The sequence below is a fragment of the Vibrio sp. 1CM2L genome (genome assembly GCF_023161695.1).
GTDB lineage: Bacteria > Pseudomonadota > Gammaproteobacteria > Enterobacterales > Vibrionaceae > Vibrio > Vibrio coralliirubri.
The window spans coordinates 227,278-249,106 of the sequence record NZ_JALNTT010000002.1; the positions used below are offsets into that span (position 1 = coordinate 227,278).

At 45.2% G+C, this 21,829-nt stretch carries 17 protein-coding genes; 12 read left to right on the forward strand and 5 right to left on the reverse strand.

Going from position 1 to position 21,829, the window contains the following annotated elements:
- Position 1: 1 nt before the first annotated feature.
- Positions 2-1,930, reverse strand: coding sequence for a threonine--tRNA ligase (gene thrS / locus MSG34_RS06210; protein ID WP_016768282.1), 1,929 nt, complete (start codon positions 1,928-1,930; stop codon positions 2-4).
- Between the two features lie 461 nt (positions 1,931-2,391).
- Here thrS and MSG34_RS06215 point away from each other — a divergent pair, with 461 nt between their 5' ends.
- Positions 2,392-3,315, forward strand: a complete 924-nt coding sequence (locus MSG34_RS06215; protein ID WP_248336705.1) for a DUF3187 family protein — start codon at positions 2,392-2,394, stop codon at positions 3,313-3,315.
- Positions 3,316-3,429: 114 nt separating this feature from the next.
- On the opposite strand, the gene MSG34_RS06220 is transcribed toward MSG34_RS06215, so the two are convergent.
- Positions 3,430-4,173, reverse strand: a complete 744-nt coding sequence (locus MSG34_RS06220) for a sporulation protein (protein ID WP_061038948.1) — start codon at positions 4,171-4,173, stop codon at positions 3,430-3,432.
- Positions 4,174-4,619: 446 nt separating this feature from the next.
- On the opposite strand from MSG34_RS06220, the gene hutC reads away from it, so the two are divergent.
- The 6 genes from hutC (at position 4,620) to MSG34_RS06250 (ending at position 11,972) form a co-directional block, all read left to right on the forward strand.
- Complete coding sequence (gene hutC / locus MSG34_RS06225) at positions 4,620-5,333, forward strand: histidine utilization repressor (RefSeq protein ID WP_017070233.1); 714 nt, start codon at positions 4,620-4,622, stop codon at positions 5,331-5,333.
- Between the two features lie 113 nt (positions 5,334-5,446).
- Positions 5,447-6,697: an imidazolonepropionase gene (hutI, locus tag MSG34_RS06230; RefSeq protein WP_248336706.1), complete on the forward strand. Its 1,251-nt coding sequence runs from the start codon at positions 5,447-5,449 to the stop codon at positions 6,695-6,697.
- Positions 6,684-7,712 carry a formimidoylglutamase gene (hutG, locus tag MSG34_RS06235; RefSeq protein ID WP_248336708.1) on the forward strand — a complete coding sequence of 343 codons (1,029 nt, stop codon included), beginning with the start codon at positions 6,684-6,686 and terminating at the stop codon, positions 7,710-7,712. Before hutI ends, hutG begins: the two co-directional genes overlap by 14 nt.
- 66 nt (positions 7,713-7,778) lie before the next feature.
- Positions 7,779-9,473, forward strand: coding sequence for a urocanate hydratase (gene hutU / locus MSG34_RS06240; RefSeq protein ID WP_048615115.1), 1,695 nt, complete (start codon positions 7,779-7,781; stop codon positions 9,471-9,473).
- 14 nt (positions 9,474-9,487) lie between these two features.
- A complete protein-coding gene (gene hutH, locus MSG34_RS06245) occupies positions 9,488-11,020 on the forward strand; it encodes a histidine ammonia-lyase (RefSeq protein WP_048607477.1) in 1,533 nt (510 codons plus the stop codon).
- 226 nt (positions 11,021-11,246) lie between these two features.
- A complete protein-coding gene (locus tag MSG34_RS06250; protein WP_010438254.1) occupies positions 11,247-11,972 on the forward strand; it encodes a DUF3581 domain-containing protein in 726 nt (241 codons plus the stop codon).
- 120 nt (positions 11,973-12,092) lie between these two features.
- On the opposite strand, the gene MSG34_RS06255 is transcribed toward MSG34_RS06250, so the two are convergent.
- The 3 genes from MSG34_RS06255 to MSG34_RS06265 all read right to left on the reverse strand — a co-directional run bounded on the left by MSG34_RS06255 (position 12,093) and on the right by MSG34_RS06265 (position 17,436).
- On the reverse strand, positions 12,093-13,721 hold the full coding sequence (locus tag MSG34_RS06255; protein ID WP_248337239.1) for a serine protease: 1,629 nt from the start codon (positions 13,719-13,721) through the stop codon (positions 12,093-12,095).
- Between the two features lie 151 nt (positions 13,722-13,872).
- Entirely contained in the window at positions 13,873-14,334 is a 462-nt protein-coding gene (locus MSG34_RS06260) for an isoprenylcysteine carboxylmethyltransferase family protein (RefSeq protein ID WP_048615113.1), read from the reverse strand.
- Between the two features lie 66 nt (positions 14,335-14,400).
- Positions 14,401-17,436 (reverse strand): FAD-binding and (Fe-S)-binding domain-containing protein, encoded by a 3,036-nt coding sequence (locus tag MSG34_RS06265; RefSeq protein ID WP_248336710.1) that lies wholly within the window; start codon positions 17,434-17,436, stop codon positions 14,401-14,403.
- Between the two features lie 222 nt (positions 17,437-17,658).
- On the opposite strand from MSG34_RS06265, the gene MSG34_RS06270 reads away from it, so the two are divergent.
- From MSG34_RS06270 to MSG34_RS06290, 5 genes are all read left to right on the forward strand, one after another.
- On the forward strand, positions 17,659-18,342 hold the full coding sequence (locus tag MSG34_RS06270; RefSeq protein ID WP_017059770.1) for a DUF3334 family protein: 684 nt from the start codon (positions 17,659-17,661) through the stop codon (positions 18,340-18,342).
- 209 nt (positions 18,343-18,551) lie between these two features.
- Complete coding sequence (locus MSG34_RS06275) at positions 18,552-19,241, forward strand: DUF2786 domain-containing protein (RefSeq protein ID WP_017059769.1); 690 nt, start codon at positions 18,552-18,554, stop codon at positions 19,239-19,241.
- Positions 19,242-19,354: 113 nt separating this feature from the next.
- Positions 19,355-20,020: an OmpA family protein gene (locus tag MSG34_RS06280; protein WP_248336712.1), complete on the forward strand. Its 666-nt coding sequence runs from the start codon at positions 19,355-19,357 to the stop codon at positions 20,018-20,020.
- A 157-nt stretch (positions 20,021-20,177) separates the two neighbouring features.
- Complete coding sequence (locus MSG34_RS06285) at positions 20,178-21,281, forward strand: tetratricopeptide repeat protein (RefSeq protein ID WP_248336714.1); 1,104 nt, start codon at positions 20,178-20,180, stop codon at positions 21,279-21,281.
- A gap of 165 nt (positions 21,282-21,446) precedes the next feature.
- Positions 21,447-21,635 carry a hypothetical protein gene (locus MSG34_RS06290; RefSeq protein WP_004733419.1) on the forward strand — a complete coding sequence of 63 codons (189 nt, stop codon included), beginning with the start codon at positions 21,447-21,449 and terminating at the stop codon, positions 21,633-21,635.
- Positions 21,636-21,829: the final 194 nt, after the last annotated feature.

Genomic DNA, 21,829 nt, shown 5'->3' on the forward strand with positions numbered 1-21,829 from the left:
GCTATTCCTCCAGATTGAGCTTACGGCTTGAAACCTCGGCTTGGATGTATGAAATAAAGTCATCCACTTTAAATTTGCCAAGGTCCTTACCTTTACGTGTACGTACTGCAATTTCGCCGGCTTCCATTTCTTGGTCACCACACACAAGCATGAACGGTACACGTTTCAAAGTATGTTCGCGGATTTTAAAGCCAATCTTCTCATTTCTCAAGTCTGCTTTGACTCTAAATCCACTTTTTTGCAGTTTTTTCGTAATTTCTTGTACATATTCAGACTGTTTGTCTGTAATGCCCATTACAACTGCTTGTTCTGGCGCCAACCACGTTGGGAAGAAGCCAGCGTATTCTTCAATAAGAATACCGATGAAGCGTTCTAGTGAACCTAAAATCGCGCGGTGAATCATAACTGGCGTGTGACGCTCGTTATCTTCACCTACGTAAGTAGCACCTAAACGTTCTGGTAATGCAAAATCGAGCTGCACTGTACCACATTGCCAAGCGCGGTCCAAACAATCATGCAAAGTAAATTCAATCTTAGGTCCGTAGAACGCACCCTCGCCTTCTTGAATCTCGTATGCAATGTCCATTGCCTCTAGCGCTTGCTTAAGGTCAGCCTCTGCACGGTCCCACATTTCGTCTGAACCTACACGCTGTTCTGGACGAGTAGATAGCTTAACAACAATGCTTTCGAAGCCGAAAGTTGTGTAAGTATCGTAAACCATTTCAATACAAGCTTTAACTTCTTGTTGAACTTGGTCTTCAGTACAGAATACGTGAGCATCATCTTGAGTGAAGCCACGAACACGCATAATGCCGTGAAGTGCGCCAGACGGCTCGTTACGGTGACATGAGCCGAACTCAGCCATACGTAGCGGTAGATCACGGTAAGATTTCAAACCTTGGTTGAAGATTTGAACGTGACCAGGACAGTTCATTGGCTTGATAGCGTATTCACGGTTCTCTGAAGAAGTAGTGAACATCGCTTCAGCGTACTTATCCCAGTGACCAGAGCGTTCCCAAAGAACACGGTCCATCATTAATGGGCCTTTAACTTCTTGGTAATCGTACTCAGTCAGTTTTTGACGAATAAATACTTCTAGCTCACGGAAGATAGTCCAACCGTTGTGGTGCCAGAACACCATGCCTGGTGCTTCTTGCTGCATGTGGAATAGGTCAAGCGCTTTACCGATTTTACGGTGGTCACGTTTAGCCGCTTCTTCTAGACGCACAAGGTGAGCTTTAAGTGCCTTCTTGTCGTGGAATGCAGTGCCGTAGATACGTTGAAGCATCTTGTTGTCACTGTTACCACGCCAGTATGCACCCGCTACGTTAAGTAGAGTGAAGTGCTGGCAGAAGCTCATGTTAGGCACGTGTGGACCACGACACATATCGATGTATTCTTCGTGATGGTACAGGCCTGGACGATCGTCTTTAGAAACGTTCTCGTCCAAGATTTCAATCTTGTAAGTCTCGCCGCGAGCTTCGAATGCGTCGCGCGCTTCCTGCCAGCTAACTTTCTTCTTAACAACCTGGTACTTGGTCTTCGCTAGCTCTTTCATACGCTTTTCGATCTTTTCTAAATCTTCTTGCGTTAGAGAGTGCTCAAGGTCGATATCGTAGTAGAAACCGTTATCGATAGTAGGACCGATCGCCATTTTCGCTTCTGGAAAAAGCTGCTTAACCGCGTGGCCTAAAAGGTGAGCACAAGAGTGACGAACGATCTCAAGACCATCAACTTCATCTTTAGCTGTGATGATTTCTAGGCTTGCATCGTTTTCGATAAGATCACAAGCATCAACACGCTCGCCGTCAACACGACCAGCAATGGTTGCTTTCGCAAGGCCAGGACCGATTGATAGGGCAACATCTAGAGTTGATACAGGGTTGTCAAATTGACGCTGACTACCGTCAGGAAGAGTAATAATTGGCATTATTTGTCCTTTACAGTGGTGTTGCACACCAAGCAACACATGAAAATGTTTAATATATGTCTTTCAATCAACGGGTACGCTGATTGGGGATATATGCATAATAAATATACCCACATAGAAGCAAATACAGATGCCCCACTTGTGAGTAGCCGAACATTGTAACGAAATTATATGAAATGACAATGACAGAGCGAACCCGCAAGCGATCCAACGGCTTCGTTGGGTAAGGTTAACCATGCTGTGGTGACTTACCTACTCTTCTAATCCTCTTGATTACCAAGCTACACCGACTAAACAACTGCACCCTACCTGTTCCGAGTTCGCTCATCCAACTTACCTCTTACAAACGAGTTATTTAGAACTAAGCTATATAGAAGCAACGGAATGCAGATGAGGTGCATATGGAAAGACGGGCTACTTGTATATCGCTCATACGACCTTTACCGCTAATAATAGCCGCCATGTTTTCTGCGCCAAACGCATGGGCCAACAAAGATTACGGCCCCTTCATCAGTTATACCCAAGCACCACTGCAGTCGGTTCGCCTCACCCCGTCGCTCCGTTCAGGCTTTCCTCTTGAAGAGAATAAGGTGGAAGTATTTACAGCCTTAACTGCCGCGAGCATCTGGGCCCACTCCCACGACTATCACTTAGACTATTATCAAAACCAACTTCAAACAGGCCTACGATGGCAATTGACTCCAGCATGGCAAGTAGAGCTCAATTACCGCTGGTTATACGCCGCCAATAATCATCTCGACAAAATTACCATTAACTTTCACGACCTATTTAGCATCGACCAAGCAGGTCGAGATCAGAAAGACAGACACCAATTCGACATCTATGCACCAGACCATGGCGTCAATAATCGAGACTTCTCCGGTGACACATTGACTAGCGCTTTCACGCTCTACACCCAATATCAGATCATAGATATAGAAAACCACGGCTTATCTTTTGGCGTTTCCCTTTATCATAACAATGTCAGCCACGGTGCATTTAAGGGAAACAGCACCGAACAAAGCGCTCAACTCAATTATGCATACCAACTCGACATCAATACCTTTTATACCAGCCTAGGGTTAGCGAATCAGTCCAGTAGAGAAGCGGAGAATAGCTTTTCGCATAAGAAGACGACATGGTCATGGATGGGCGGCTATCAACTCACGCTATTTGAAAACCATGAATTGCACCTTGAATACCGTTGGTATGAAGGCGCAGAAGATGGTGACACTGAGTTTTCAGAAGCCGCCAATGAAATGATGTTTGGCTATCGCTATGTGATGCAACGCTCGGCAGTTGAGATATCCATAATCGAGAACATCTTTAACATGGACAACTCCACCGATGTTGCCTTCCAACTGGCCTATCGGCAACAGTGGTAAACCCATTTCAGGACGGGACAGATAATAGAATCAAAAAAGCCGAATGGTTAAGTTCGGCTTTAGAAGTTGTATTGTCTCTATTAATAGACAGAGCGACTACTAACAGAAAGGGAACTACGCACTCATGATTCTTGATACAGCGTTGCGGATGTCTGAGTCGGCCGCGTTAACTGGCAAGCTGAATGAGATGTATTGGTCGCCACGAAAGCTCATTGCGCGATCGATTTCTGCTAGGCAGTGAACTATTGAACCTTCAACGATGAATGACAGCTCGATTTCTTTGTTATTCATAAAACCTCCGCTGCGAAATTCAATCTCTTGGTAACAGCCAGAGCGAGAAGCAAAGCTGTTGCCTTTCAAGAAGCCCTTCTCTACGTCTGCTTTCACCATTGCCATGCCCGATGCTTCCACACCTTGGATAATTTTAGCGACTGTTGGCAGTGGATGAACGGAAATGAAATCACGGTCTTTCGGATCAACCGCGAAGCCGATATCTAGGTTAGTTTCAACCCACACATGGCATTGGTTCATTTGTGCGTTCAACGCAGTAACCGGCGTTTCATCATTTAACTTAAGACGGAATGGCACCAATTTTGTTTCGCCCGGTTGGATCACGAAAGGCTCTACGGCTTGAATACGACCCAGTGAAAAAGTTTCGTAGCTGGTGCTGTCTTCCGTTTCGACTTTTACTTCTGTGTTGAGAACCAAGTTAATCAAGTCGATTTGTTGCTCAACGTCGCCACCAACAATGTGAACATTGCCAGACAACTCTCCACCTTGGAAAACTTCAATATTATCTAAGACGGTATCAACCTTTGCTGCACCGATGCCCAACGAGGCCTTTAATTTCTTAAACATATTATTTCCCTTTCTAATTATTTGATTAACTAGGGCGTGTTGACCTTTCGTGGTTGAATTTTGTTCGAGATAAAAGCGTTTTAATCGCGGCGAGGGAGAAGTAGCCTAGCATTCTAAGCAAATCTCCCTCAACAAAGAGTAAAACGCTTTTAGCCGAACCCTTCGGGCAGCGTTTGCTGGTCATTTCTACTACGTTATCGGCTTCTCATGTAGGCTAGCTACACATCAAAGCCTCTGCCTTGTATAAATACACAGCAACTCGCTGCAAAAACCAGCTCGAAAGATCAACATGCCCTAATCATTATTGCGTGACAATTTGCGACACTTGCCTCACAGAATCAAGCAATTTGCCCCATCTATGTTGAATAAGGTCACATTGCCCGAGGAAATGTTGAAATCGTTAAAAAATCCGTTACTCTATTTGTATAGTCAAATAAGGTTTCATTATGTCGAAAGCGCCGCTCTACCTTCAGATAAAACAGTTCATAGACGACAAAATTACCAATGGTCACTGGCCGGTGGGTTATCAAATCACCACCGAACTTGAACTCACCGAGCAGTTCAATGTGAGTAGAATGACAGTCAATAAAGCCATTCGCGATCTTGTGTCTGAAGGCAAGCTCATCAGGAAGCCAAGACTTGGCACTTTTGTTTGTGAACCCGACGAAAAAGCGCAATCTCCGCTGCTTGATATCAACAACATCGCGCAAGAGATCAAAGACCGCGGCCAAACGTATACTAGCCAAGTTATCAAGCACGATAGTATCAAGGCTGATGAAAGCACGGCTACACGGTTAGGTGTGATGATTAACGCAGAGGTGTTCTATAGTGAAATCATACACTTTGCGGACAACACGCCAATACAATTGGAAGCGCGTTGGGTGAATTCTCAAGCCGCTCCAAAATACCTAGAGCAAGACTTTTCAACCTCTACACCCAACGAATACCTTTCAAAGAGCTGCCCGTTAAGTGCTATCGAGCACACGGTTGAAGCCATTATTCCAGACTCTCAAATCAGAACGTCACTAAAGCTATCTGAATCAGAGCCTTGCCTTCTTTTGAATAGAAGAACATGGAGCAAAGAACGCCTCATCAGCTTTGCATTACTCTACCATCCTGGCTCCAAGTACAAATTAAGCTCCAAGATACTTCTAGATTAAAGAACATCATCCTGATCGCCGATCACATTTTTGCAACATCAACTTGATTCGGGTCAGCGTTTAGCCTATTTATTTGTATATACATTTAATGTTTAGCATAGATCTAGGTGATTATGAATTTGATCCTCAAAAACGCACGAGTGGTCTCCATGAGCTCGGGAGCCGACGGTTATCAACCCTCTTCCCCTCAAGATATCGTTATCGAAGACGGTAAGATCGTGTCTATCTCTTGGTCAAACCACGAAGTAAATGCTTCTGAGGTAGAACAACCGAGCACTGATAGCTCTGCGGATTACATCACCTATGATTGCAAGAACAAGCTCGTCACCCCTGGGCTGATTGATTGCCACACTCACCTCGTATTTGCAGGAAATCGCGCCAACGAGTTTGAGCAGCGTTTGAATGGTGTCTCTTACACCGACATCGCCAAACAAGGCGGCGGGATTCTTGCGACAGTCACTGCAACACGCGCAGCACAAGAGTCTGAACTGGTTGAAATAGCGCTACCTAGACTCGATGGTCTGCTAAGAAGTGGCGTAACCAGCATCGAAGTAAAATCTGGCTATGGTTTAACACTTGAAGATGAGTTCAAGATGCTGCGTGCAGCCAAAGCGTTAGAGAATCATCGCCGTATTAAGATCACCACCACTCTCCTTGCCGCGCATGCTGTGCCACCTGAATATAAAGAACAACCAGATCGTTACATAGATCTGGTTTGCCAAGAGATCATTCCTAAAGCTGCAGAGCAAGGGCTCGCCGATGCCGTTGACGTGTTTTGCGAATCTATCGGCTTCAACCTAGAACAAACCGAACGTGTATTTGCAACAGCCAAAACACATGGACTCGCGATTAAAGGCCACACAGAACAGCTTTCTAATATGGGTGGCAGCGCGCTCGCAGCTAAATACGGTGCACTCTCTGTCGACCATGTTGAATACCTTGATGAAACCGGAGTCAAAGCATTGGCTGAATCAGGCACAGTCGCCACCTTATTACCCGGGGCTTTCTACTTCTTGAAAGAGACTCAACAGCCGCCTATCGCCCTACTTCGTGAACACAAGATTCCAATGGCGATCGCGACCGACTTAAACCCCGGAACCTCCCCTTTTGCAGATTTAACGCTGATGATGAACATGAGCTGCACCCTGTTTGGCACGACACCTGAAGAAGCATTGCGTGGTGTAACTTGTAACGCCGCCGCAGCCATTGGTGAGTCACAAACCAAAGGCAAAGTCGAAATCGGTTATGCCGCAGATTTGGCTATCTGGAATATCGAGCACCCTGCCGACTTAAGCTATCAAGTCGGTGTTCCTCATCTGCATAAGCGCATTGTTAATGGCGAGGTGTGTCATGACTCAATCTAAATCCAACGGTAACCAAGAGAACGTAACAACCGTGCATAACTTTGTGTGGACCGGACGTAATGATCTTGAAGATGGCGCACTCGGTACTCGCGTTCATCACATTACCAAGCAAGTGCAAAGTAATGAGTTAAGTGACAAGCTGACTGACGATGATATCGCCTTGGTAGGCTTTGCCAGCGACGCCGGTGTTGAAAGAAATAAAGGACGCGTGGGCGCGAAACAAGCACCTAACTTGATACGCCAAGCGTTGGCGAATATGGCTTGGCACAGTGACGCACACATCGCCGATCTCGGTGATATCGAATGCAATGATGGTCAATTAGAAGTCAGCCAAAAACAGTGTGCTTCTGTGATTGCCAATGCCTTAGCAACCAACAAAGTGATTACCCTTGGCGGTGGTCACGAGGTGGCTTGGGCGACGTTCCAAGGTCTCGCTGAGCACCTAAATAACATTCAATCAGAACACAATCCTAAGATAGGCATCGTTAACTTTGATGCTCACTTTGATCTTCGTGAATTTGAAAGCGACATCGCCGATGTTAAACCGAGCTCAGGCACGCCTTTTAACCAGATAAGTGATTACTGCCACATACATCAATGGCCGTTTCATTACGCTTGTCTTGGCGTTAGCGCGGCTAGTAATACCAAAGCGCTGTTTCACAAAGCTGACCAACTGGGCGTGTGGTATGAACACGACCGCAACATGACTCAAGTGAATCAAGTCGATCAACTGGTTAAGTTGCAACAATTCATCGCTGAGTGTGATTACCTCTATCTTACTATCGACCTCGATGTTTTCCCCGCAACTACTGCGCCGGGCGTCAGTGCACCAGCGGCAAGAGGCGTGAGCTATGAAGCGCTCGCTCCTTTTCTAGAACAGATTTTCCAACACAGTGAAAAACTCATTATCGCGGACATTGCGGAATACAACCCAGACTATGACGTCGATGGCCAAACGGCTCGATTAGCGGCTCGTTTGTGTTGGGATATTGCCTCTGCAATGGCCAGCGACTAATCCAGCTATACCGATAACTACAACTACAACTACAACGATATAACGTGAAACAGAAGGAATTCCAAAATGACGGAACACCACAACAGTGACCCTCGTCTCGACACGACTCGCGAAATTCGCGCACCTCATGGCACCACTTTGCGCGCTAAATCTTGGTTAACAGAAGCACCGCTGCGTATGCTGATGAACAACCTAGACCCTGATGTGGCAGAACACCCACATGCACTGGTTGTGTATGGCGGTATTGGTCGCGCGGCACGTGATTGGAAATGTTATGACAAGATTGTGGAAGTATTAGAGCGTTTAGAGGACGACCAAACGTTACTTGTTCAATCCGGTAAACCTGTGGGCGTGTTCCCGACTCATAAAAACGCACCTCGCGTACTGATCGCTAACTCGAACCTTGTTCCACACTGGGCTAACTGGGAGCACTTCAACGAGCTCGATAAAGAAGGCTTAATGATGTACGGCCAAATGACCGCCGGCAGCTGGATCTACATCGGTTCACAAGGCATCGTTCAAGGTACTTACGAAACCTTTGTCGCGATTGCCAAGAAGCATTTCCAAGGCGAAGCAAACGGCAAATGGGTTCTCACCGGCGGTCTTGGTGGCATGGGCGGCGCTCAACCTCTTGCTGCAACGATGGCTGGCTTCTCAATGATCGCCGTAGAATGTGATGAATCACGAATCGACTACCGCTTGCGCACTGGCTATGTAGACAAAAAAGCCACCAGCTTAGATGAAGCAATGGCAATGATTAAAGAGTCAGACACACCAATCTCTGTTGGCTTATTAGGTAACGCCGCAGACGTATTCCCAGAGCTTGTTGAACGCAATATCACGCCTGACGTGGTAACTGACCAAACATCTGCCCACGATCCTCTTAACGGCTACTTGCCGCAAGGGTGGACGATGGAGAAAGCCGCACAAGAGCGCACCATTGATGAAGCGAAAGTGGTGAAAGCCGCTAAACAATCTATGGCGATTCAAGTTCAAGCAATGCTAGATCTACAATACCGCGGCGCTGCGACCGTAGATTACGGCAATAACATTCGCCAAATGGCACTGGAAGAAGGCGTAGAAAACGCGTTTGATTTCCCAGGTTTCGTTCCTGCTTATATTCGACCTTTATTCTGTGAAGGTATTGGTCCGTTCCGTTGGGCTGCCCTATCTGGTGACCCAGAAGACATCTACAAAACAGACCAAAAAGTAAAAGAACTGATTCCAGACAACCCACATCTACACAACTGGCTAGATATGGCGCGTGAACGTATTCAGTTCCAAGGCCTGCCAGCGCGTATTTGTTGGGTTGGCTTGAAAGATCGTGAACGTTTAGGACAAGCATTCAATGAAATGGTCAAAAATGGCGAACTGAAAGCACCAGTTGTTATCGGTCGTGACCACCTAGATTCGGGCTCAGTAGCAAGCCCGAACCGCGAAACAGAAGGCATGATGGATGGCTCAGATGCCGTATCAGATTGGCCTCTATTGAACGCCCTTCTAAATACTGCAGGCGGCGCAACTTGGGTTTCTTTGCACCACGGTGGTGGCGTTGGTATGGGCTTCTCGCAACACTCAGGCATGGTGATTTGTTGTGACGGTAGTGAAGATGCATCACAGCGTATTGCTCGCGTACTTCATAATGACCCAGCAACCGGCGTTATGCGTCATGCAGATGCGGGTTACGATATTGCTAAGCAGTGTGCTAAAGAGCAGAAACTTGATTTACCTATGCTAAACGAAGAACTTCGTCGCCTTTAATGTCTGGAGAGAACATGTTGAACTTATTACTTAAACCAGGACTTCTTGGCCTATCTGAACTGCGTAAAATCAGCCGTAGCCCTGTGAACCTCTCACTGGATCCTGCAGCAATCCCGGATATTGAAGCGAGCATGCAGGTTGTCGAGCAAGTGATTGCTGAAGACCGCACTGTGTATGGCATCAATACGGGTTTTGGCTTACTAGCAAACACCAAGATTGCGCCTGAAGATCTCGAAGTTCTACAGAAAAGTATCGTACTTTCTCACGCAGCGGGTATTGGCAAGTTCATGTCTGATGAAACCGTGCGCTTGATGATGGTATTGAAGATTAACAGCTTGTCTCGCGGTTACTCGGGTATCCGCCTCAAGGTGATTAATGCTCTTATCGATCTAGTGAACGCGCAGGTTTACCCATGTGTTCCACAAAAAGGATCAGTAGGTGCCTCTGGAGATCTTGCTCCCCTCGCCCACATGAGTACCGTTCTGTTAGGTGAAGGCCAAGCACGCCACAACGGCAAGATCATCACGGGTTTAGAAGCAATGCAAATCGCAGGTCTTGAACCAATCACACTTGCTCCGAAAGAAGGCTTGGCACTGCTAAACGGCACGCAAGCATCGACTGCGTTTGCATTAGAAGGCCTGTTCGCTGCAGAAGACTTGTTTGCGTCTGCGACTGTGTGTGGTGCAATGTCTGTTGAAGCTGCACTCGGTAGTCGTCGCCCGTTTGACCCTCGAATTCATCGTGTTCGTGGTCATCGTGGTCAAATGGATGCCGCGCTTGCTTATCGCCATATGCTTGATCAAAAGAGTGAGATTGGTGAATCACACACTTGCTGTGAAAAGGTTCAAGACCCTTACTCGCTACGTTGTCAGCCTCAAGTGATGGGTGCCTGTTTACAGCAAATTCGTAATTCAGCAGAAACGTTAAACGTTGAAGCGAACTCGGTATCGGATAACCCACTGGTATTTGCTGAAGACGGCGACATTATTTCAGGTGGTAACTTCCACGCAGAACCTGTGGCAATGGCAGCGGATAACCTAGCACTTGCGATTGCAGAAATTGGTAGCCTTTCTGAACGAAGAATGGCACTGCTGATTGATAGCGCACTAAGCAAACTTCCACCTTTCTTAGTCGACAACGGCGGCGTGAACTCAGGCTTTATGATTGCTCAAGTAACGTCTGCTGCTCTGGCAAGCGAGAATAAAACACTGGCACACCCAGCATCAGTAGACAGCCTTCCAACATCGGCAAACCAAGAAGATCATGTCTCTATGGCCACCTTTGCGGGTCGTCGACTGCGTGACATGGCAGAAAACACCCGTGGCATCTTGGCTGTTGAATACTTAGCAGCAGCACAAGGCTTAGACTTCCGAGCGCCAAACCTATCGTCACCTCGAGTAGAAGAAGCGAAACAGATTCTGCGTGAAAAAGTGAGCTTCTACGACAAAGACCGTTACTTCTCACCTGATATCGAGCAAGCGAACCTATTGCTCAAATTATCAGTGCACAATCACCTAATGCCTGAAGGTATTCTGTGTAGCTTTTAAGACAGAAACAATCTGAACAACACCCATTAGACTGTTATATAAACAAGGGCTATTGATTAGCCCTTGTTGCATTGAGCCAAAGACCATATTCCCCTTAAAATCGTCACATACCATCCAACGTATTTATCTAATCGATTGATATATAAGCAAAGTTAACTGGATAGACCATTAGAGCGAAGTTAGTTAGCTATAATCCACCCCAGATTTGATGACTAATAGCGATACTATGTTTCTGACACCTTACTTTTCTACTGAAGACAATCAATTTCAATTCACTCGTGAACAGGCTAGCCACTTTGCTAAAAAAGTAGCCGCTGACTTCAACCCAATTCACGATGAAGACAACAAGCGCTTCTGCGTGCCTGGCGACCTTTTGTTTGCAGTTCTTCTGCAGAAAGAAGGCATCAGCCAAAAAATGCGTTTTGATTTTTCAGGTATGGTTGGTAACGGTATTGCGCTAAGCGTTGACAACAAATGTGAGAAAGAAAGCTCACTGGTTGACGAGAAAGGCAAAGAGTACCTGCACATGTCTTGTGAAGGTGAAAAGAGCCACGACCAAGCATTTATCGAGCACGTGGTAACAAACTACGTTAAGTTCTCTGGCATGAACTTCCCACACATCATGGTTCCTCTTATGGAAGAACAGCAAATGATGATCAACTGCCAGCGTCCTCTTGTGATTTACGAGAGCATGGAAGTTGAATTTACTCGCCTAGACCTGTCTCACCCAGAAGTTGAATTCTCTGGCGCAACTTTTGATGTCGAAGGTAAGCGCGGCATCGTGACTCTGAACTTCGATTTCAAGGAAGATGGCGAAGTAGTCGGTAAAGGCGTGAAGCGCATGGTAGCAAGTGGCCTTAAGCCATACGACCAAGCTTCTGTCGACGACCTAGTAAACCGCTTCAACGAGCGCAAAGAGATGTTTCTAGCTCAGTTCGCAGCCGCTGCTTAATCAGCATTATTATTTACACCACTTGATGTAAATAGCTCTAGAATAAGATCAATAAAGCCCAGCTTGATATCCTCAAGCTGGGCTTTTTAGTTTTTAACCATCAAATTATATTTGTACTGGTTACTTTCTAAACTTCAGTGGTGAAGGTAACTTTCGTACCATCAAACCACCTAAAAGTGCTAGTAACCAATGCCAACCCAGTGAACCACCACTGCCGCCACCTGAGCTTTTTGCGTTCTGCGTACCTTCAGACTTAGATATCTTTATCTCATCGGTATACGCAAAGTTTGTGATCGTAGCTCTGTCACTCCCTGAAGAACCAGACGAGTCTTTCACATAGGTAATCATAAAGCTGTTGTCTGCATCTCTAACTAACGGTAGGTTCACCGAACCAGAAAACTCACCCGATACTCTATCGAGTTGTTGCCCATTAATGTAAATCTCAACAAAATCATACTGTTCTTCAGATGATGTCGTAAAGTCCAAAGAAACCGTACCCGTAGGTATGCCCTCAACAACAAATGATGTAGATTCACTATTACCAATAACCGGAGAAGCTATAGTGCTTCCTTCTACATTCCAAGGTTCAGTATTATAAAGTCCACTGTGAGGTATACCCACTAGAGCACTTACAGTACTTGTTGCAGTAGTTGCTCCTATAACAGAAGCTGTTGACGTAACCGTGCCTAATAGTGAGTCAGTTTCAACATTAATACCAAAGTCGTGTTCGCCGATTGAGTTTAGGGTGTAACTAACCTCAACTTCACAGCTTTGCCCTGCAGTTAAGGTGCTACATCCGTTGTCTGTTATAACGGTATCAGAACCAGAAATTGGATAAACACGGTTTACGTCAATGTTTTGATCAGACTTATTTGTGAATTCAAAGGTATGTGAAATAGGAGCTAATAATCTTGCACCTAGCATTTCAGATTGACGGTAACTAAACCCTACTTTCTGCTCATCAATCCAATCATCAAAGTAACTAATGTTAGTATAGACACCGTAAGCGTTGGCCTGCGCACAGCCTTCTCCCCAACTTACAATACCCAGTTGTTCATACGTTCCATTGGTTGACACAACTATCGGTCCACCACTATCACCCTGACAAGAATCGTATCCACCATCACTGTAACCAGCACAAAACGCGTCATTGCCTATAAAGGAGTAACCACTGTAGGGAACACTATTACATGTGTACTGGTTAACTAAGGGAACATTGACTTGGTACAACTCACTCTTCGATGAATACACATCGGATGCGTCCTGATCACCCCAGCCCATAACCGTTAGCATCTGACCATCATTCAGATTACCACGAGCATAACCATCGACTAGGTTAACCACTGACTCTGCAGGCTTTTCTACTAGCTCAATAATAGCTATATCACTGCCTGTCGCTACAGAATTGTAATATTGATGTACATAAATATTATCAACAGCGTATCTATGTTGTTCAGCTTGAGAGGCAGAAAGGTTTGATACGCCAATCACTACATCTAGATCTTCACTGCTATTCTCGTCTACACAGTGAGCTGCAGTTAATACATATCGCTCACCAATAAAGCTCGCTCCACAGAATTGACCATCGTAAGCGTTCACATTTCTTGAGACCAATGCAGCCATAAATGGCCAATTCTCTTGTGTCGCTTCTTTACCATTTATAATTCGAGCTGAAACATCTGCCAACACCGACGTTGAAGACAGACTCACTACACAGATACCTAGCGACAACCATTTCGCCTGAACAATTTTCATTACCTAGCCTTTATTCATTTTAATAATGAAGTGCAGACTATTTTATAAAAAATCAATATGAAACCTAAACCACATTAATTTGTGATATAGATCAACCAAACGATAATAATTCTTATCTAATTACTTAATTGTATCTGAACCCACATCAGATCCAGCGCCTAACCTTTTGTTTGTAATCAACATATTCCGCACCGAATAATTGTTCTAGTGCTCGCTCTTCGGGTTTGATTTGGAAGTAATTCATGTAGATTACGAAGCCAAAGCTGAGTAGTACACTGAAGATATTCTGGAAGAAGTAACCAAAGCAAAATAGCAGGATGAACAACCCTAGGTACATTGGGTTTCGCGTGTAACCAAAGATCCCACTGTCCACGACGGCTGAAGCGGTTTCGACTTTGATCGGGTTAACGGTGGTTTTCTGTTTTCGAAATTCCAATATCCCGGATATTCCAATCACACCACTCAATGCGACCCCGATACCTAACACAACCATTCCATAAGGTAATGCCAGTGCCCCTTGGCTCAACTGCTGAGCGCAGAAGTATGATGCTACGAATACAATAATGAACAGTGCAACGGGTGGTACTTTTAATTCTAGAAATTTCATACTTTTCCTTATTAACATTCCTTTGTTAGTTTAGAAAAAAGCCCAGCAATTGCTGGGCTAAATGTATTAGAGAATTTTTGCTAGCGCCTGTAATGGGTGAGCAAGCTTCTCACCTTCAAAACGCTTCACTTGGCTACGACAAGAATAGCCCGTCACCAAGCAACGATCTTTTGGTAAGTCCTGCATTTGAGGCTTCCAGCTCAAACCGTATATGTCTTTCGACATTTGCAGCTTATCGACTTCGTGGCCGAAAGTACCCGCCATACCACAACAGCCGACAGGAACGCTGGTTAACGCCGCACCAAAGTGTTTGAAGATAGTGCCCCACTCTTTTTCAGCGTTCGGCATTTTGGTTTTCTCAGTACAGTGAGCAAACAAGTACCACATTTCTTCACTTGCTGAGCGTGCTTCGAACTCACCTAACGATGGCATTAACCATTCATGCACGGTAAGCACATCAAAGTCGCCGCGCTTATCACCTAAGATCTCGACGTATTCATCGCGGTAACAAAGCACAAGAGCAGGATCAACGCCGACCAGAGGAATACCAATATCCGCCACCATCGACAAGAAATCAGAAGTCGATTTCGCCTCACGTGCAAATCGATTTAAGAAGCCCTTGATGTGCAACGCTTTTCCATTCGGTTTGAACGGCAGCAGTACCGGTGTTTTGCCAAGCTTTTGAGCCAGAGTGACGAAGTCTTCAATCACCTCAGCATCATAGAAGCTGGTAAACGGGTCTTGAACAATCAGCACATGCTGTTTCTTCTGTTCAGAAGACAAGCCTTCTAAATACTGTAGGTCGAAGAGTTGCAGCTCTTTACTTGCTAGACGATTTTTTAGCGTAGGCACCGACATCAATGGTGCATCAACATAACCAACCGTTTTAGCTGTTGCCGTTTGGATCCACTTTTGACCCAATGCAGCGTTGACTACTTTTGGCGCTTTCGCCATCAGCGGCAGCATGGTTTCAATGTTGGCGACTAAATAGTCTTTTGCTGGGCGCTGGTAACGCGAGTAGTAGATGTTTAAGAATCGAGAACGGAAACTTGGAACATCGACTTTGATCGGACATTGACTCGCACACGCTTTACACGCCAAACAACCGTTCATCGCCTCATGAACTTCATGCGAGAAATCGTACTCATGGCGTTTGTTCATCGTATTGCGAACACGCTCAATCATAGTCTTGACGGGAGTGTTGTCTTTTAACGCTTCTTGCTCAAGGTCGAGAATATCAACGCCTTGCTCAGTGAGTTGACGCAACCACTCTCTTACCAAGCCTGCGCGGCCTTTTGGTGAGTGACGTCGGTCAGCCGTGACTTTCATTGAAGGACACATTGGCGAGCTCGTGTCGTAGTTGAAACACAAGCCGTTACCGTTACATTCCATCGCTTGCTTGAAGCTGTCACGAACTTGTACGTCGATCTGACGGTCGTAGAAACCACGCTTGGTATCGGTGACTTTCACCAATTCAGCGTCACTGTCTAAAGGCGTACAGATTTTGCCTGGGTTCATCTTGTTGTGCGGGTCGAATGCCGCTTTCACACGTCTTAATTCGGTAAACAGCTCTTCACCAAAGAAGTCAGGTCCATACTCAGAACGGAAGCCTTTACCGTGTTCACCCCACATCAAGCCGCCGTATTTCGCCACCAGCTTAACCACTTCATCAGAGACTTCATGCATCAAGGCTTCTTGCATCGGGTCACACAGATCCAATGCTGGACGAACGTGTAATACGCCCGCGTCAACGTGACCAAACATACCGTAGTTCAACTCTTTTGAATCGAGTAACACTCTAAATTCAGAGATGAAATCCGCAAGGTTTTCTGGTGGTACACAAGTATCTTCAGCAAAAGCGACTGGCTTAGCTCGGCCTTTCGCCGCACCTAACAGACCCACTGCTTTCTTACGCATATTGTAGATTCGGCCAATGCTCGCCAAATCGCTACACACTTGGAAACCAATCACGCCGGCTTCTTCGCTTTCAACCATGGTTTCAAGGCGTGCAGTCAGCGCTTGAACTTGCTGTTCAACTTCCGCTTCATCTTGGCCAGCAAACTCAACCATGTTGATGCCAAGCATCTCTTTGTTTGGAACATCAGTCAGCAGGTCGCTCACGGTGTGCCAAACAATGTCTTGCTTCGCTAAGTTCAATACTCTTGAATCCACCGTTTCAACAGACAGTGCTTTCGCTTCTACCATGAACGGCGCATTACGCAGCGCAGAATCAAACGTGTTGTATTTGACGTTAACCAGTGTGCGCGCTTTTGGAATCTTGGTTAGGTTTAACTTTGCTTCCGTGATGAATGCTAACGAGCCTTCAGCGCCACATAGAACGCGAGTCAGGTCAAAGCTGTCATCTAGTTCGTTGATTGCATTCTTTAGGTCATAACCGGTAAGGAAGCGATTCAAGGGTGGGAATTTATCTAAGATTTGAGCGCGTTTGTCTCGACAAACCGCCTCAGTCACCGCAAGTGCATGGTGAGCAAACTCACCCTCAACGGGTAAGCCATGTGATAAATCAGATTCTAGACATGAACCATCTGCGAACACCGCTTGCAGCGACAATACATGGTCTGAGGTTTTGCCGTACTTCAATGACCCTTGACCCGAAGCATCGGTATTGATCATGCCGCCTAAAGTTGCTCGGTTACTAGTAGAAAGGTCTGGAGAGAAAAAGTAACCATAAGGGCGAACAGCGTCGTTCAATTGATCTTTAACGACACCAGACTGAACTCTTACCCAGCCTTCTTTCTCATTAATCTCAAGAACCTTATTCATGTATCGCGACAGGTCAACCACGACACCTTTTGTTAAAGATTGTCCGTTGGTTCCGGTACCACCGCCACGAGGGGAAAAAGTCACGCGTTCGTAAGCGGATTTAGAAACCACTGTACCGATAAGCACAACGTCTTGCGTTGTTTTAGGAAGGATGACCGCCTGCGGCAATTGCTGATAGACACTGTTATCAGTCGCCACAGCCAAACGGCTAGAATATTGAGATTCAATGTCGCCAGTAAAGCCCGCTGTTTTTAGTTCATCTAAAAAGCGTACGACAACTGGATCGACATCAGCATTGAGTTGAAGTCTTGGTAACATTTGCTTCCTGCCCCTACTTCGCTGATCCTATCAGCATTGGGTTATCTGAGATTTTTAATAATTTTCTTTGAATTTCGTCACTTTACTACTATTAAGATCATATAAAAAGGTGATCAAATCAGAATCTCAGTGCAAGAATGGAGAAATAGTCACTTTCGTCTTAATTCAGTAGTAATATACTGAATAACATTTTGTTTAAGACATCTCCACGAGCACATCACAATGAAAAAAAACAAAACAGTCACAACTGAAGATATCCTTCTTAAACTATGCCAATCAGTCTCAAGCGTACTAACTTCAGCGACGGCTTCTCAGGTGTCCTATTCAGCCATGGTTCAAAAGATCAACAAGACAAGCCTAAAGCCAGACTTTGGTTGCTTCGTTCTGTTTGACGGCGGCTTTTCTGGTCTTGTTGTAATCAATTTTACGTCCAAAGCAGCGCTAGAGATCTACACCAATTACATGCGCAATATGGGCATGCCTGAAAACGAGCTTGCTGTGCTTCATACTTCAGACGAAGTGGGTGATGTGTTGGGTGAGTTGATGAACCAATTAGTTGGCGACTTCACCAACAAAATCCGCAAAGAGCTGCAAACCAACATCACACAAAACCAACCGAAAATGCTGGCTCTGAACAAGCAAGTTAACCTTTCTGTTGATACCAATCTCGATCGTCCACAAGCTCGTCGTGTTACCTTCTCTACCGCTAATAACAACATTTTCTACCTTGAGCTTGCGATGGATAAGACCGAATTCATTCAATTGGAAGAATTTGAAATCGCGGAAGACGAATGTCCAGACAGCATTCTTGAAGCGACTCAGAAAAAAATGCAAGAAGCGAACAAGCCGGCTCAAAGCTCTGGCAATGATTCTGCAGCCGATCTACTCGATGAACTGGGTATCTAGTTTACGAATGCTCTAGACACATTGAAAAAACGTGTCACTAACGCCATCAATACGCTTGATGGCGTTTTTGTTTTTGCCGCCGAGTCGGCTCATGCAGTCCAATGTTCACCGCCTCACTTGTTCATCAAACCAGTTTTGCCTTTCTGTTACCCGCGAAAACATGTAAAATGTTGGACTTTTAAAAATTTGCGGTACTGATTAAATTGTCGATGGATAAGAAAAAAGCCCTAAAGAAAATTGCCAAGTGTCTTGAGCTTGGAAATTCTGCGAACGTCAATGAAGCGGCCAATGCGATAAAAATGGCGCATAACTTGATGCTGAAATATGGTCTCGAAAAAGACGATATTGAATTTATCAAGATGGGGAAAACTCAGTCCAGTCACCTGTTACCTGCAAATATCAGTTCTACACTGCTGCGTGTTATTCGCGGTATCAACACCAAATTTGGTGTAGAAGCCGTATTGCTGAATCACAAAGGCCTCAAGCGTGTCGAGTTCATTGGTGAAGCCGACCGCGCGATCTTCGCAGCCTTCGCTTTCGATATCATTTATCGTGAACTGAATGAGCACACCGGCCAATTCAGAAATAGCTTTGCTGGCTCTGGCACAGGGTCATTAGAAGTGACACGCCGCGTAAACTCGTTTGTTTCAGGCTGGGTTGAAGGTGCGCTTGAAAAGCTACCAACCATTACCCCAGACGACGAATCAAACAACAAGATCAATAATTACATTGATAAAGAATTCAAAAATATCGACCGTGAAACGTTCAAGCAGCAACTGAGAGAAGCGATGAAAAACCTCACCGCCGATTATGAAGTTGGTTTGAAGAAAGGTCGTAAATTGTCTGTTAATCGACCAGTTGGCGGTACCCAGGCAGCTAAAAAGATAACTAAATCATAGAGCCACTTTACATTACTTCGACGTATTGATAAAAACCATCAATAAGATTTACAGGACTATGTTTGTCACTCGGATTCATTCGTTTGACAGAAGTACATGATGGAGAAAATACGTTGAAAAAAATCACACTAGCCCTAGCGCTTACTATCGCTTTAACGGGTTGTCAGGCAACTCAACGCCAAAACGCGACAACTGGCGAATCTGAGACTAACTCTGCAACTCAAGGCGCTCTAATTGGTGCACTCGCTGGTGCCGTTGCTGGTGCTGCAACTGGTGACTCTAAAGACCGTGGTAAACGTGCACTTATCGGCGCAGCAGGTGGTGCGGCTGTCGGTGGTGGTATTGGTTACTACTTTGACCGACAAGAAGCAGCCCTTCGTGAAGAGCTAATGAATTCAGGCGTTCAAGTTGAACGCGTTGGCGAAAACCAACTTCTACTTAGCCTAGAAAACGGCATCGGTTTTGATTCTGGCTCTTACGCTTTAGAATCAAGCATTCACAATACCCTTCGTGGCGTTGCTCGCATCCTCGTTGAATACCCAGACACTAGCCTAGTGATTGAAGGTCATACTGACAGCACTGGCAGCGAATCGACCAACCAAATCCTTTCTGAGCGTCGTGCTGAATCTGTTCGTGCATTCTTGATCTCTCAAGACGTTGCAGCAGGTCGTGCTATTGCTCGTGGTAACGGTGAGCGTTACCCTCTATGTGACAACAACACCTCTCAAGGTCGTGCTTGTAACCGTCGCGTAGAAATTCAAATCTTGCCGCTTAAGTAGCACGATTAAAGCCCAGTCCGTCTTTATCTCTTGAATTAACCTCTATATAGTTGTTTATCAGTTATGTTACTCATTTAACGTGATAATAATAACCAACAACCATAAAGCGTATTCATACTGACATATCGATTCTGGGCTTTTTTACGAGACTTATCTTTTGCTAATCCTATCCAACATTCTGTCATCATCACTTCTTAGAGCTCTATTTCTAGCCCTCATCTTTTCCACGATACAGCTGTCCACCACACGTTTCGTGCACGCAGCAAGCAGTGATGAATTTTCACTAGAATCACAACCTCAAGATCCAGTTTCTCAATACCAGTTAGCTCAAGCTTATGAGTCGGGTATCGACGTCCCTGTTAGCACCAGTGATGCATTGTATTGGTACACGCAGTCGGCAGAAAACGGCAACCCAAACGCGCAATTTAGACTGGGTGAATGGTACTTAGCAGGAACAGGTGTTGAACAAAGTAACAAGCTTGCTTTGGAGTGGTTTATTAAAGCAGCGTTGCAAGGTAACCAGCGAGCGCCTATCGAGGTCGCAAAGCTCTACGAAACCTCACTTGATAAGGAGCTCCTTCAGCCATTAGATAAAGCGCAGCTATGGTATGAAGCAGCCTTAAAAAACAACCCGAATGCAGAAGATGGCTACAACCGCATTTTGGAAGCACAATTCAACCAGCAGCGTGCAAAACAGATCTCTTCAATAGAACAGCTCGATGACAGCATCGACTCTGAAATAGACACCAGTCAGGGGTTATCTGAGCACGTTCTTCAATCTAACCAAATGCCATCTAACCAAGCATCACGCTCTAACCTCTCCAGTTCTAACCTAACTAGCTCTGACTATATGATTGGTGCTGCGTTGGCCGTGTTGATTTCAATCATCAGTATTATTGCGACTCTCGTTATCTCAAGAAAAAGACAAGCTCTAAAGTCGGGTGATTCGCGACAGCAACAACAATCACTTGAAGCGCAGCTTAGCTCGAAGGACCATACGATTAAGCAGCAAAAACGCCAGCTGCACACGATGTTTCACGAGTTGAAGAAGCAGAAAAACAGCAAAGGTCTAAGTCATTTACAGGTGGCTTGCGCGCTATTTGGCTACACGCCTAGCTCAATCCCTGACCAAAAAAGCATCAAGATCCGATACAAACAGCTATCAAAGATCTACCATCCAGATGGTCACGGATGTGACGAAGAAATGAAACGTTTGAACAATGCGCTAAAAACCATTTTACAAAATGTTACAAAACCGTAAACAAACACACATCTTCATTTTTCAAGATCTCAAAGATATCGATTTTATTGGTGTTGCAATCGATCCCCCTCTCAAAAACGGGTAACAAACTATTAACTAATGGGTCTTACTTGTGTCATAATTTGCGCCGAAAATACACCTGACTTAAACAGGTGAGGAGAGAATATGTTCACAATAGAAGGCGTTTGTGATTGGTGCAAAAAGCCAAGCCTAGTTAAAAAGCACGACTACCTAGATGGTAAGTGTCATCATGCATGTAAAGAGTGCAATGATATTGCAACCATTGATGTTCGCCAGTTCAATATTGGTGAAATGGAAATGAGAGCAAAACTCTCCCAAGCGACATTGAGATAAGTAACACCGTGAAATATAAGAAAGCGCCTAAGGCGCTTTTTTTGTGCCTGCGGTTTTAGATCTTCTATCTTCTCTCTTCTCTCTTCTCTCTTCTATCTTCTATCTTCTATCTTCTATCTTCTATCTTCTATCTTCTATCTTCTATCTTCTATCTTCTATACAGGTGTATACAGTACTTTTCTGTCAAAACCACT